We start from the raw sequence: 14381 nt of genomic DNA, 5'->3' as shown, positions 1-14381 counted from the left end.
AACAAGTAGTGTATATTATGTTCATTGATTTTTTCTTTAAGTTTAATCTTGTTAAGTATTGTATCAGATAAGCTGGGTGTTAATATTGTACTTATCATTTCTAGTCTCTGTTTATTAGTTGTGACATATATTACAAAAAGATACAATCGCTTTTTTAATTAATAATTGCTCTCCTTGATAATTAGGGAGGGCTTTTTTATTTTACTTCTACTGGGTGAGATATTCTTTTAACCATAAAAACACACCCGTTGAATTTATGTGAAATAAAACGGGTGTGTTTTTAGAGTTTTGTAATAAACGGGTGAGTCTTTTTGGTTTTACATACCGATTAAGTAATCATCATTTTCCATTGCTTCTACTGTCCCAAGTAAATAACCATTTCCTACTTGAGAGAAAAAGTCATGGTTACTTGTACCAGTTGATAAGCCGTTCATGACAATAGGGTTCACGTCATTGGCTGTATCTGGGAATAATGGAACCATCCCTAAGTTCATTAGAGCTTTATTTGCATTATAACGCAAGAATGTTTTAACCTCATCTGTCCAACCTAATTTATCATATAATAATTCAGTATAGACTTCTTCGTTTTCGTAAAGAGTGAAGAGTAAGTCATACATCCATTCTTTCATTTCTTCTTGTTCTTCATTACTTAATTCATTGAAACCTAGTTGAAATTTATACCCAATATAAGTCCCATGAACTGACTCATCACGGATGATTAATTTAATAATCTCAGCTACGTTTGCTAATTTGTTGTTTCCTAAGTAGTACAATGGTGCGTAAAAACCAGAGTAGAAAAGAAACGTTTCAGCATACACGTTGGCTACTTTTTTTTGTAGTGGGGATCCATTTAAATAAATTTCATTAATAATCTCAGCTTTTTTTTGTAGTTGAGGATTGGTGTTTGTCCATTCAAAAATTTCTTCAATCTCAGCTTTAGTGTTTAGTGTACTAAAGATGGATGAATAACTTTTGGCATGAACAGATTCCATAAATTGAATATTGTTTAACACAGCTTCCTCATGAGGTGTACGGCTGTCTTTTCGTAAGGCTTCGATGGCACTTTCAGATTGAATCGTATCTAGTAGTGTTAACCCACCAAATACCAGACCGATATTTTCTTTTTGATCGTCGTTAAAGTTACGCCAATCATCTAAATCGTTTGATAAAGGAATACGTGTATCCAACCAAAATTGTTCTGTCAATTTTTCCCAAGTGGACTTATCAATAATGTCTTCAACAGCATTCCAGTTAATTGCTTGGTAATAGCTATTGTCTAACGTGGTCATTTATTGTTCCTCCTTAAATAACACAGCTTTCACATTGGTTGCTACCAATTTCCTCATCGTCATCAGTATAAGTACGAATGTAGTAAATTGATTTAACGCCTTTATGGAATGCGTAGTGACGTAAAATATTTAAATCACGTGTTGTTTGTTTTGTTGTCTTTGTTTTCCATTCATACAAGCCTTCAGGTATATCTGAGCGCATAAATAGCGTTAAACTCATCCCTTGATCGATATGTTTTTGAGCTGTCGCATACACATCAATCACTTTACGCATATCCATGTCATAAGCTGATGTGTAGTATGGCATCGTGTCATTAGATAAGAAAGGTGCTGGATAGTAAATCTTTCCAATTTTCTTTTCTTGACGTTCTTCAATTAAACGAGTAATTGGATGAATACTAGCACTAGTATCATTGATATAAGAAATTGAGCCATTTGGTGCAACGGCTAGACGATTTTGATGGTATAAGCCATATTGTTTAATAGACTGTTTTAATTCTTCCCAATCTTTTGCTGTAGGAATGAAAATACCGTCAAATAATTCTTTGACTTTATTAGAAGAAGGCTTGATTTCATCTTTAATATACGTATCAAAGTATTCTCCAGTAGCATATTTTGAGTTTTCAAAGTTATCAAATGATTCGTTGCGTTCTTTTGCGATATTGTTACTTTCAACTAAAGTCCAGTAGTTTAGTAGCATAAAGTAAACATCAGTAAATTCTAATGATTCTTCTGAACCATACTCCATTTGATTTTTAGCAAAGTAAGTATGTAATCCCATGGCCCCTAAACCAATTGTATGATTTAGCCGGTTACCGTTTTGAATCGATGGAACAACTTCAATATCAGAAGCGTCTGTGATATAAGTGAGTGCTCGTGTCATTGTTTTAACAGATTTTCCAAAGTCAGGGCTATCCATTAAGTTAACAATATTAGTTGAGCCTAAGTTACAAGAAATATCTGTTCCAAGGACGTCATATTCTTGGCGATCGTTAATGACAGATGGTTTTTGGACTTGTAAGATTTCAGAACATAAGTTACTCATAATGATTTTACCATCAATAGGATTGGCACGGTTGGCAGTGTCAATGTTGATGATATAAGGATAACCAGATTCTTGTTGTAATTTACTAATTTCATTTTCTAAGTAACGAGCGTCAATTTTTTGTTTTCTAATACGTGGATTCGCTACTAAGTTGTCATATTCCTCTGTAATATCAATGTAAGAAAATGGTACGCCATATTCTTTTTCCACACTATATGGACTGAATAAGTACATATCTTCATTATTACGAGCTAATTCATAGAATTTATCTGGTACTAACAAACCAAGTGATAATGTTTTAACACGAATTTTTTCATCCGCATTTTCTTTTTTTGTTGATAAGAACATTTCAATGTCTGGGTGAAAGACGTTTAAATAAACCACACCAGCCCCTTGACGTTGACCAAGTTGATTACTATAACTAAAACTATCCTCAAATAATTTCATCACAGGAACAACTCCACTCGCTGCTCCTTCAAATCCTTTGATTGGTGCACCAGCTTCACGCAAGTTTGATAGTGTGATACCCACACCACCACCAATACGTGATAATTGTAAGGCACTGTTAATTGAGCGACCAATACTGTTCATATCATCAGTTACTTGCACTAAGAAACAAGATACTAACTCACCACGACGTTTACGTCCAGCATTTAAAAAGGATGGTGTTGCTGGTTGGTAACGTTGATGAATCATTTCATCAGCTAAACTCATAGCAAGTTCTTCATTACCGTTAGCAAAGTACAATGCGTTAAACGCCACACGGTCTTCATAACGTTCTAAGTATTGTGTGCCATCATTTGTTTTTAAGGCATATTGAGAGTAAAACTTGTAAGCTGCCATAAATGATTTAAAGGTAAATGATTGAGACGCTAGATAAGCATATAGTGATTCAATAAATTCTAGTGAGTAAAGAGATAGAAATTCTTCTTCTAAATAATCGTGTTTAGTTAAGAATGTTAATTTTTCTTCTATAGAGGAAAATTTTTTCGTGTTTGGTTCCACATTTTCTTTAAAAAAGGCATCTAAGGCTTCTTTATCTTTATATAAGGGAATTTGATCATTTACGGGGCGGTTGATTTCGTTGTTTAATTCGAAATAAGTTACATCAGTCAGATCTTTTAGACTCAAATTCATTCACTACTTTCTTAAAATTTTTTACATCGTCATTTGTGCCACTAAATTCAAAAGAAAACACAAGAGGGATGCCATAATCTTTTGCAATGTCTTTTGCAGTAAAGACAAATAAGTCTCCAAAGTTAAGATTGCCACCACCTGCAACACCTAGTAAGTGCTCTTGGTTGGTTTTGTACTCAATAAAATCGTTCACTACTTCTGTGACTTCTTTGTCATAAGTAGGAACGATTAGTAGATAATCCTCGTTGATTTCATGAAAAGGATTAGTAGTATCGATTTCATAAGATGGAAGGCCGATTTTATTAATAAAGCGTCTTGTCTGTCCGGTTAAAGAAAAAAAGACTAATCTCATAATTTAAACCGCCAACGTTCTTAATTGATCTGGTCTAAAACCAACGATTGTAATATCTTCATCTATTGTTTTTAAAACAGGAACACTTTGGAAGCCTTCTTTTTTTAATGAATCAATATATTGTGGTTCTTTATCTATATTAATTTCGTTGAATTCAACATTTTTTTGTGCTAAAAATTTCTTAGTCATTAGACATTGTGGACAATTATTTTTTGTATATAGTGTGATTGTACTCATGAGTTTTTCCTCCTAATTTGTTCTTTATTATATAAACATAAGTATAGCTTGAAATAAAAAAAAGTCAATAACGAAACACTAGATATTGTGTTCAGATTATTGAAGGCTACTATCTATTGTGTTTTAGGCGAAAAAGAAAAAAATCTCATAAAATAAAAATTCTTAACCAATAGTCTCTAGTATAGACATACTAAGTATAAAAGTAAATAGAAAAAAATTTGGAAAAAAAACAAATTTGTCGTCTCATCAGACGAAACTATTCATAAACTTATATTAAATTATTTATATAATAATGAATAGCACAGATGACCTTTATAAAAGGTGGTTACCTTAAATTTTATATGGTATATTTAATGAACAAGATATTAATATCCCTTTTTGAAGAATAGATGATATCAGAAAAGATGGTGAGATAATGGCAAATGACTATTTAGAAAAAGCTAATCATTTATTTGAAGAAGCGATGAGTGACACCAAAGAAAAATTAAATGTATTTGAAAAAACATTTTATTATAGACAACTTGATTATTCTGAACGGAGAATGTCTCAAAGAGTTATTATGTCCTTTAGTGAATACATGTTTGATTATCACTTTCAGACATTAGATAATTGGAATGAGCAAGCGCTACAAGATGTCTTATTGGATATTTTTCCTCATGAAGTTATTGCAGGAAAGAAATGTTTTGAGAAAATTCTTCTTATTTTGGCAAAATTTTTTGAATTTCTATATTTTCACGAAAAATTTTCACAAGGGCTACAATTAGCCGAGACGACTAAAAATTTAAAAGAATTGGTTTTACTGGAAGTCGAGAATTTATTAATAGGAACTCCAGAAGCAGATTTATTAACATTAGGTGAAGAAATAGGTCTCGACATAAGCAACTTAGAAGACATTGATTGTTTATACCAATTAGCCGAATTAGTACAGAATGAGGGAACAAGGTCTAGAAATATCATTTCAATGAAAGTACGTAAAATCTAGAAAATTTCTTGCGTGGAAAAATAACAAGTGATATAATAAATCTGTTAACTATTGGGCTGTTAGCTCAGTTGGTAGAGCAACGGACTCTTAATCCGTGGGTCAAGGGTTCAAGCCCCTTACAGCCCATAAAATGAGAAAAACATTGTGGAATAAGTTAGTATGAACTTATTCCACAATGTTTTTTTATTTTTACTTCATTAAAAATTCAATCTGTGGCGAGATGATAAGAGTATCGTTATAAAAAGAAGGGTTTTTAGTACAAGAAAAAATTCTTTGATGTTATAATAACTAGTAAAGAGATGGAGGATGATTAGTATGAAAAAATCAACAAAATGTGTTGTTACAGCAACAGGCATCATGGGTCTCATCGCTGTAACTAAACTAACTAAAAGAGGTATTGAGAAAACTACAGAATCAGTAAATCGTCTAAAGTATAAATTGTTGGTAAAAGATAAATTACAAGACAATCAAAATTTGTTAGATATTATCGATGATTTGGATGATGAAGAGTTGAAAACTATGGTTAGTGTCTTTGAACGTTTAGAAGTTGAGCCAACGGAAAGTCATATTGATTCATTAAAGTCAAAATTAAATGCAATTAAAACACAGGCGAAAGCTTGATTTTTTAGCATGATAAAAAAGATACAAAAAAAGTTGAGATTTACTCTCAACTTTTTTTGCTTCCATAAGACTAGACTTTGTAAGGGAAGGGGAAACCTAGTCTTACTTCAATTATTAGCCGAATAAATTAAATGAATTAATTTATATATTAAGTTTAAGTTATATGTAGGAAAGTCACAATGAAAAAGAACAAGTTAATTAAATAACACAGATTAGAATGTTTATAAACATTGATATATCAACCAATATAAAGTCGTCATTTTTTTCTCATACATACGCAAAATACCGAAATAAAATAAGTAATATTTACTGAAAAGTATCAAAAAAGTCTGAAATGATTCTGAAAATCGGAAATGTTTTTTAAGTATTCAAAATGTTGTATAATAGTGTGGATGACCTTTATGAAAAAGAAGAAGAATTGAGGACGGTGACCAATAGTGAAAAAAATACTAGTTGTAGATGATGAGAAGCCTATTTCAGATATAGTAAAATTTAATTTAACAAAAGAAGGATATGAAGTTTTTACCGCGTTTGATGGTGAAGAAGCAGTTGAAATGGTGGATGAAGTAAATCCAGATTTAATTATTTTGGACTTAATGTTACCCAAAAAAGATGGTTTAGAAGTGTGTCGCGATGTACGTAAAAAGTATGATACGCCGATTATTATGGTAACAGCCAAAGATTCCGAAATAGATAAAGTATTAGGATTGGAACTTGGTGCAGATGATTATGTGACAAAACCATTCTCTAATCGTGAATTAGTGGCGCGCGTGAAAGCTAATTTACGTCGACATGATAATACAACGTCTAAAACGGAAGAAATACAAAATAATGAATTAACAATAGGTGCTTTAACTATTCACCCTGATGCCTATGTGGTATCAAAACGTGGGGAAACCATTGAGTTAACACATCGTGAATTTGAATTACTCCATTATCTTGCAAAACATATTGGACAAGTTATGACGCGTGAGCATTTACTTCAAACGGTTTGGGGTTATGACTATTTTGGTGATGTGCGTACAGTAGATGTGACGGTAAGACGTTTGAGAGAAAAAATAGAGGATAATGCTAGTCATCCTAATTGGTTAATTACACGGCGTGGTGTTGGTTATTATCTTAGAAATCCAGAACAAGATTAGGTGAATCGTATAATGAAAAAAAATAGAACGCCCTTTTTTTCATCGGTTCACTTTAAAATTGCTTTAGTGTTTGTGCTACTGTTGATGATTTCGATTGAGATTATCGGAGCTATTTTTATCCGAGTGCTTGAAACATCAACAATTCAGACGTTTGAGGAAAATGTGACTAACCAAGTTGAAACACTCGCGACCAATTTAAGCTCTGAAATTAGCAAAAAAAATGATTCACAACAAGAATCTAATTTAAAGCGAATTTTAGATGAATTTTCTAAAAATGAAATTTTAGAAGTTCGTTTAGTAGATGATAAAGGGATTGTTATGGCAACAAGTGATCCAAATCTACAAGGAGATGTTGGAAAAAAGAATGATTATGAATTATTTAATTCATTTAATCAAAAAAAAGAAGAACGAACAGACCCACAAACGGGGCAGAGGGTATTTATTAATATTGAACAAATATATTCCCCTACTGGAGATACGGTAATTGGTTCATTATATGTTAAAAGCAATATAGAAAGTAAGTATCAACAAGTTAGTGAGATTACGTTGATATTTTTCTATGCATCGATGATTGCGCTTATCTTTACGTTAATTATAGCGTTGCTTGTATCTAGAACGATTACAAAGCCTATTGGCGAAATGAAACAACAAGCAGATAGAATTGCTAATGGTGATTATTCAGGACAAGTGGAAGTTTATGGGAAAGACGAGTTAGGACAATTAGGGGAGACATTTAATGAACTGTCTTATCGTGTTAAAGAAACACAAGAAACCATGGATGCTGAGAGGCGTCGGCTAGATAGTGTTTTAACTCATATGTCTGATGGTGTTATCGGAACTGATCGTCGTGGAAACATCATTTTAATTAATGACACAGCGTTAAATCTACTTCGAATTGGCACTGAAGATGTCATCAATCAATCCATTTTAGAGTTATTAAAATTAGGAGATAAGTATAGCTTTAGGGACTTACTAGAAGTACAAGAAGATGTGTTACTTGATTTTAGTGAAGATTTTAGTGAAACAACTCTTATTCGTGCAGAGTTTTCAATGATTCGGCGAGAGTCTGGTTTTATCAGTGGATTAGTGTGTGTGCTTCATGACGTGACCAAAAAAGAAAAAGATGAAGAAGAACGTCGCCAATTTGTTTCAAATGTATCTCATGAGTTAAGAACACCGCTAACAAGTATGAAAAGCTACATTGAAGCTTTACTTGATGGTGCATGGCAAGATTCAGAAGTTGCCCCACAATTTTTAAAAGTTACACAAGAAGAAACCAATCGCATGATTCGGATGATTAATGATTTACTTCAATTATCACGTATGGATGCCAATAAAATTGAGTTACAAAAAGAATTAGTCAATTTAAATGAATTGTTTAATTATGTGTTAGATCGTTTTGATATGGTTATTAAAGATAGTGATAGAAATTATGTGATTAAACGAGAATTTACTCAACGAGCGATTTGGGTCGATATTGATACTGATCGCATGATTCAAGTATTGGATAATATCTTAAATAATGCAATGAAATATTCACCTGATGGCGGGACCATAACATGTCGCTTACTTGAAACGCATAAGAATGTCGTATTAAGTATCTCAGATGAGGGATTAGGTATTCCAAAACAAAACCTTGGACGTGTATTTGATCGATTCTTCCGAGTGGATAAGGCACGATCTCGTGCGATGGGTGGTTCTGGTTTAGGACTAGCTATATCTAAAGAATCAATCTTGGCTCATGGCGGAAATATTTGGGCTGAAAGTGAAGAAAATAAAGGCTCGACATTCTTTATTTCACTACCTTATGAACCTTACGAGGAGGATCTATGGGAATGAGTAAAATGGGAGAGAATATTTTAAAAGTAGGCGTTATTTGCATGGTGCTACTTAGTTTATTTTTATCTTGGAAAATTTGGACAAAACCTGCTAATCGAAGTTTTCAAGATAGAACAGCAAAAGTCAAAGCCGTTGTGCAAAAAAAAGATATGACGGAAGTTTATATGCCAACCAAGTTATTTTATCATCATGGGAATGGAGATCATTTCCTGTACTCTAATAAAGAATCTACCATGACAAGTTTGCATGAGAAAATTGTGTCACTTGAATTTGGAACTACTCGTACTATGACAACAGGCCAAGTAGAAAGTCTAACTATGCAACGCGATTTATTTAATTTGGTTTATCCAAGTGCTATTCCAGCCTCTTTATTCATCAATATGAATAATTTATCTATCACCTTGCCACGTGATAGCAAAAACTTAATGTTTAATTGGTTAATTATGTCCCTAGATGATGGAAAACTTTATTTTGTGAATTACAAAAATAAATTAGGGGTAGAAGTTGAGGTTAAAGGAAATATTTCTAGTATTACTTCAATACTTGATGCTGAAAATAATAATTATGTAAATGCCCTATTACCTACAGATAATGTCGCAGGTATCTATTATTTAGCTGATAGCGCCAAGCTCAAAACTTATAGTTATATTATTGCCACACAGTCTTTTACGACGTTTTCACGTGGATTTTTCAATCAACCAAATGATTTGTTCTCAAATGAAGGTGAAAACTTAAGTTTATCAAATAGTGAGGGAGAGTCATTAACTATTGATAGTCAAACAGGTGAAGTGAATTATTTTGGTAAGTTAAAACAGAGTCATTCTGGAAATGAAAATAGCTTATATTATGATACGTTTCAATATGTAGAAGATATGGGGACATCTTTAGGTAATCTTCGATATTTTTCAGATACTAGTAATGAAGTGGTATATAGAAATTATGTAGAAGGTTTCCCTGTATTTGGTGATAATATGAAAGGCTGTCTGGCAACGACTGTTCAAAATAAAAATGTGTTTATTAAAGCCAATCAAGATACTTTGCAAATTCCTCTACCTTCAGACGATTCTGTGACTCTTGTGCCCACTCAAGAATTAGTTGATCATTTGAAAGATCAAGGTGCAGATATGTCTAAAATAATAGATATTCAGATAGGGTACAAGTGGGAGCAGAATAAAGAAACACAACAGGCCATTGATCTAGTCCCTTCTTGGTATATAAAATATGATAACAATTGGATGACTCAAGAAGAGCTAGAAAAAACACTGGCTAAAGGAGGCCAGACTTAATGGATTTTAGGCGAGTGGAAGGCATCTTTTTTATCGTGTTTTTATTTTTGAACATGTTTTTGTTCTATATCTATCAAGAAGGAAGAGAGCCTCAAGATTATATTTCAACAGGAAGTATTTCAGAAAATTTAGAAGAACGTTTAAAGGCAGATCATATTGAGATTCCTAGAGATCTGTCAAAAGTGAAAAAAGAGGGGTACTATCTTTCAGCAGAAGAAGATGACTTAGCAACTGATGCACGTGAAAAATTGACTGACCAATCATGGCAAGTGAACAATAATCAACTTACTAGTCAAATGCTGACTCAATCTGATGTCGTCATAAAAAAAGCAAATGCCATTGAGTCACTTGATGATTTTATTCGTAATTCATCTAATGTATTATATGGAAAAGATTATGTACTAAACGAAGAAGAAACCATTCCGTTAAAGAATTATATTTACAATCAAACATATGAAGGCATTCCATTTTATGATGAAACAGCTCAATTATCTGTGATTGTTTCTCAAGATAAATTTGAAAGTAATCAGATATCTAGCTATAAACAAACACACATTAGTCGTATTGAGCCACTACGTGAAATACAAAGTGTGATTTCTGAGCGTGATGCGATTATTAGTTTATATACCAATAATCGTATTCAATCTGGTGATACAATTAAATGGATACATCTAGGTTATACGCGTATTTTTTCGGTTCGAGGAAAGGATGTCTATATTCCAGCGTGGTTTGTTTCAGTTGAAAGTAGTAAAAATGTGACACAAACAGAACGTGTGAACGCCTTTACTAATGCGGTCATTTCATCTTCTGTATCAGAGGTTATTAATAAGTAGCTAGTAGGAAGGATGCATTTAATAGTGTCAGAAACAAGTTTTAATATTAGTGTACTGGCTAGTGGAAGTACTGGTAATTCGTTATATATTGAAACAGATAAACGAAAAGTACTGGTTGATGCTGGCCTTAGTGGAAAAAAAATTACGAGTCTATTATCATCCATTGATCGATCGCCAGAAGATTTAGATGCAATTTTGGTAACTCATGAACATCGTGATCATATTCATGGGGTAGGTGTTTTAGCAAGGAAATATCATTTAGATATTTATGCTAATGAGTTAACTTGGCAAGCGATGGAAAAATCAATAGGGAATGTTCCTGTTGAACAACGAAATATATTTGATATGGGAAAAATTATGACTTTCGGTGATATGGATATTGAAAGTTTTGGTGTATCCCATGATGCAATAGCGCCACAATTTTATCGATTTTATAAGGATAATAAATCGTTTGTTGTCTTGACTGATACTGGATATTGTAGTGAACAAGTTAAAGGTGTTATAAAAAATGCTGATGCTTATTTGCTAGAGAGTAATCATGACCCTAATATGTTGCGGATGGGTCGTTATCCATGGAACACTAAGCAACGTATATTAGGTGACAAAGGGCATTTATCAAATGAAGATGGTGCACTAGCTGCTACTGAAATTATTGGTGATCGAACCAAACATATTTATTTAGGGCATTTAAGTAAAGAAAATAATATGAAAGAGCTAGCTAACATGACGGTAACAGGTATTTTACAACAACATAATATTGATGCAGGTGGTCAAGTTAAAATTATGGACACTGACCCTGATAAAGCCTGTGATTTATTTGCAATTTAGTTAAAAAGAAACGCCCCAATCAGTCATGAATAATGACTGATTGGGGCGTTTATAATTTATATTAGTTAAAAGGGTTAGTAGAGTTGTTACTACTTCGTTCTGTTTGTTGTTTTTGAGCCTGTTTTTGTTGTTCTTCTAATTTACTGGAATCTTCAGTCAAGTTAACCGTTGTTTTTGCTTCTTTCCCGTCACGGTAGTATGTTAACTCAATTTTATCTCCAATATTTTTAGAATAAAGAATGGATTGTAGTTCAGCTGTACTTGCAATGTCTTTCCCATCAATTTTAGTAATGACATCGTATTGTTTCAAACCAGCCGCTGCAGCAGGTGTATCCTTCTCAACAGATGCAACCACGACTCCATTAGTAATTTTATCATCTAATTTTAGAACACTTTTCTTGTCTTCTGCTTTTAATACATTTAAATTAACCATTTTTATACCAAGCATAGGACGAGCCACAGATTTACCTTGTTCTAATTGATTAATGATGTTAACTACTTCATTACTTGGAATAGCAAATCCCATCCCTTCAGCACTAACACCAGAAGCTGCTTGAGCAATTTTACTTGAATTAATCCCAATAACTTGTCCTGCAGTATTGATCAAAGCACCACCTGAGTTACCTGGGTTAATTGCTGCATCTGTTTGGATTGCTTTACTGTTAATAATTGCTCCATCAGATGTTTGATTTGTAATCATACGATCTTTCGCCGAGATAATCCCTTGAGAAACAGAGTTTGCAAAAGTTGATCCAAGAGGAGAACCGATTGCTAGAACAGTTTCACCAACTTTTATGTTGTTTGAATTACCAAATTCAGCTATAGTGGTAACGTCTTTATCAGAAATTTCAAGAACAGCTAAGTCACTATAGGTATCTGTTCCTACGATTTTTGCATCAGCTTTTTTACCACTATTTAACATGATACTGACAGCACTAGCACCAGAAACAACATGATTATTAGTTACAATATAAGCCTTTCCATTATCTTTTCTATAGATAACACCACTACCTTCGCCAGCTTCTTGTAACTCATCTTCAGATGATTGTGAACCAGAAGCAGGACCAAATATTTTTTCTATATCGGATAATTCAGAACTACTTTTTTGGTAAGTTGTAACGGATACAACAGCATCTTCAACTTTTTCAACTGCTTTTGTTACTTCAGATTCAACATTGACATTCACATTGCTAACAGTTGTTTTTCCTTTTTCAACAGGAGCAGTTGTAGTTGACGCATTATTGGAACTTGAAGCATTATGGTCATTTATGTAAGCATAGCCCCCTACTACAAGTAGTCCACCTAATGCTCCAGCAGCTAATGAAATACCAAAACGTTTAAAAAGAGAGGGTTTTGATGGAGTGGGATTGTTTTTTTTATGTATAGTTTCACGCTTTTGTTCTTCGTTTGGTGTGACGTCTTTTCTCATAGATGTCATCCTCCTTTAAATTTATGTTTAACTTATTATAAGATAAGAACGTGGTATTAGTCTAATATTAGTGGTTATATTGTAACAATACTTGAAAAACTTAAGATATTTTTTTAAACTATGAAGAAATAATGAATTTAAGGAAAAAGTATGAAGGTGGAAAATAAAAAAGTTATCAACATAACTTACCCACAGTTTAGTGGATAAGTAGAAAAATCTTTATCATAGAAATTTTTTTATTGTGAGTAAAACCGTGGATAAATGTGGATAACTTTTTTAGTATAAAAATAAAGAGAATGGATGGATAAATGTGAAAATAAAAATCATTACGGTAGGCAAATTAAAAGAGAAATATTTGAGACAGGGGATAGATGAGTATAGTAAACGCTTGAGTCGATATTGCAAATTAGAGATGATAGAGGTGTCCGATGAAAAAGCGCCAGAAAACCTAAGCCAGATAGAGATGGAGCAAGTTAAGGACAAAGAAGGACAACGCATTTTAAGTAAGGTGAGTGACCAAGATTACGTCTTTGCTTTAGCTATTGAAGGCATGCAATTATCTTCAGAAGAATTTGCTTGTAAATTAGACAAATTGACCACACGTGGGAAAAGTCAGTTTGTGTTTATTATAGGAGGATCACTTGGGTTATCCACAGATGTGTTAAAGAGAAGTGATGAAAAATTATCATTTGGTCGACTGACTTATCCACATCAATTAATGAAATTGGTTTTAACAGAACAAATTTATCGAACTTTCAGGATTAATAATGGAGAACCGTATCACAAATGATGCGGTTATTTTAATTTTACTAAACTAAAAATAATGGATTGCTATGAAGTAAGGTCTAAGGTTTATAATCATATTATATTAATAATATGAGGAGACATGAATATGAATATCAAAAAAGCAGCAGAAATGTTTGATTTGAGTACGGATACATTGCGTTATTACGAACGAGTGGGGGTTATTCCTCCAGTTAATCGGAATGAGAGTGGTTATAGAGATTACCAAATAAGAGACTTAAATTGGATTTACTTAGCTAAAAATCTGCGTCGTGCAGGACTATCGATTGAGTCGATGATTGAATTTGCTCAATTATCTCAATTAAGGGGATTACAAGATGTTGATGAGGCTCAAAAACAATTATTACTGGATCAATTGGATGAACTAGATAAGAAGTTGGCAGAAATGAATGAAGTAAGAGAACTATTAGTCTATAAAATCGATACGTATGATGATCATCTAGCTAAATTTAAAGCTGGCAAGATGACAGATGAGAATATTGAAAAATTATGGGAAAGAAAAAAATAAGTTTTTACTTGCTATAGAGTGAACTCTAAGGTTTATGATTAATTGTGTA

Annotated in this window: 14 protein-coding genes and 1 tRNA gene; 10 read left to right on the top strand and 5 right to left on the bottom strand. The window is 32.8% G+C overall.

What is annotated here, in order from left to right; genetic code table 11:
* Positions 1 to 317: 317 nt before the first annotated feature.
* The 4 genes from nrdF to nrdH are packed head-to-tail and all read right to left on the bottom strand — an operon-like array spanning position 318 to position 4060.
* Positions 318 to 1289, bottom strand: a complete 972-nt coding sequence (nrdF, locus tag G314FT_RS01505; RefSeq protein WP_257701790.1) for a class 1b ribonucleoside-diphosphate reductase subunit beta — start codon at positions 1287 to 1289, stop codon at positions 318 to 320.
* Between the two features lie 13 nt (positions 1290 to 1302).
* Positions 1303 to 3465, bottom strand: a complete 2163-nt coding sequence (gene nrdE, locus G314FT_RS01500) for a class 1b ribonucleoside-diphosphate reductase subunit alpha (RefSeq protein ID WP_257701789.1) — start codon at positions 3463 to 3465, stop codon at positions 1303 to 1305.
* Positions 3443 to 3823: a class Ib ribonucleoside-diphosphate reductase assembly flavoprotein NrdI gene (gene nrdI / locus G314FT_RS01495; RefSeq protein ID WP_257701788.1), complete on the bottom strand. Its 381-nt coding sequence runs from the start codon at positions 3821 to 3823 to the stop codon at positions 3443 to 3445. The genes nrdE and nrdI overlap by 23 nt, the downstream gene beginning before the upstream one ends.
* Before the next feature lie 3 nt (positions 3824 to 3826).
* On the bottom strand, positions 3827 to 4060 hold the full coding sequence (gene nrdH / locus G314FT_RS01490; RefSeq protein ID WP_257701787.1) for a glutaredoxin-like protein NrdH: 234 nt from the start codon (positions 4058 to 4060) through the stop codon (positions 3827 to 3829).
* A gap of 415 nt (positions 4061 to 4475) precedes the next feature.
* Here nrdH and G314FT_RS01485 point away from each other — a divergent pair, with 415 nt between their 5' ends.
* The 8 genes from G314FT_RS01485 (at position 4476) to G314FT_RS01450 (ending at position 11591) form a co-directional block, all read left to right on the top strand.
* Positions 4476 to 5042, top strand: coding sequence for a hypothetical protein (locus tag G314FT_RS01485; RefSeq protein WP_257701786.1), 567 nt, complete (start codon positions 4476 to 4478; stop codon positions 5040 to 5042).
* Positions 5043 to 5095: 53 nt separating this feature from the next.
* A tRNA-Lys gene (locus G314FT_RS01480) sits at positions 5096 to 5168 on the top strand.
* Positions 5169 to 5357: 189 nt separating this feature from the next.
* Positions 5358 to 5663, top strand: coding sequence for a hypothetical protein (locus G314FT_RS01475; RefSeq protein WP_257701785.1), 306 nt, complete (start codon positions 5358 to 5360; stop codon positions 5661 to 5663).
* A 437-nt stretch (positions 5664 to 6100) separates the two neighbouring features.
* The gene (gene yycF, locus G314FT_RS01470) at positions 6101 to 6805 is read left to right on the top strand and encodes a response regulator YycF (protein ID WP_257701784.1); all 705 of its coding nucleotides are present in this window, start codon (positions 6101 to 6103) and stop codon (positions 6803 to 6805) included.
* A gap of 12 nt (positions 6806 to 6817) precedes the next feature.
* Entirely contained in the window at positions 6818 to 8644 is a 1827-nt protein-coding gene (walK, locus tag G314FT_RS01465) for a cell wall metabolism sensor histidine kinase WalK (RefSeq protein WP_257701783.1), read from the top strand.
* Positions 8641 to 9930 carry a YycH family regulatory protein gene (locus G314FT_RS01460; protein ID WP_257701782.1) on the top strand — a complete coding sequence of 430 codons (1290 nt, stop codon included), beginning with the start codon at positions 8641 to 8643 and terminating at the stop codon, positions 9928 to 9930. Before walK ends, G314FT_RS01460 begins: the two co-directional genes overlap by 4 nt.
* Entirely contained in the window at positions 9930 to 10763 is an 834-nt protein-coding gene (locus G314FT_RS01455; RefSeq protein ID WP_257701781.1) for a two-component system regulatory protein YycI, read from the top strand. The genes G314FT_RS01460 and G314FT_RS01455 overlap by 1 nt, the downstream gene beginning before the upstream one ends.
* Positions 10764 to 10775: 12 nt before the next feature.
* The gene (locus G314FT_RS01450) at positions 10776 to 11591 is read left to right on the top strand and encodes an MBL fold metallo-hydrolase (protein WP_257701780.1); all 816 of its coding nucleotides are present in this window, start codon (positions 10776 to 10778) and stop codon (positions 11589 to 11591) included.
* Positions 11592 to 11652: 61 nt separating this feature from the next.
* On the opposite strand, the gene G314FT_RS01445 is transcribed toward G314FT_RS01450, so the two are convergent.
* Complete coding sequence (locus G314FT_RS01445; RefSeq protein WP_257701779.1) at positions 11653 to 13020, bottom strand: S1C family serine protease; 1368 nt, start codon at positions 13018 to 13020, stop codon at positions 11653 to 11655.
* Positions 13021 to 13330: 310 nt separating this feature from the next.
* Between G314FT_RS01445 and rlmH the strand changes: the two genes are divergently transcribed.
* Complete coding sequence (rlmH, locus tag G314FT_RS01440) at positions 13331 to 13810, top strand: 23S rRNA (pseudouridine(1915)-N(3))-methyltransferase RlmH (RefSeq protein WP_257701778.1); 480 nt, start codon at positions 13331 to 13333, stop codon at positions 13808 to 13810.
* 102 nt (positions 13811 to 13912) lie between these two features.
* The gene (locus tag G314FT_RS01435) at positions 13913 to 14332 is read left to right on the top strand and encodes a MerR family transcriptional regulator (RefSeq protein WP_079346057.1); all 420 of its coding nucleotides are present in this window, start codon (positions 13913 to 13915) and stop codon (positions 14330 to 14332) included.
* The last annotated feature ends 49 nt before the right edge of the window (positions 14333 to 14381 follow it).

This window comes from Vagococcus luciliae, from assembly GCF_024637875.1.
GTDB classification, from domain to species: domain Bacteria; phylum Bacillota; class Bacilli; order Lactobacillales; family Vagococcaceae; genus Vagococcus; species Vagococcus luciliae.
Note: the sequence above shows the minus strand (reverse complement) of the source record. Positions and strands in the feature narration are given on the sequence as shown.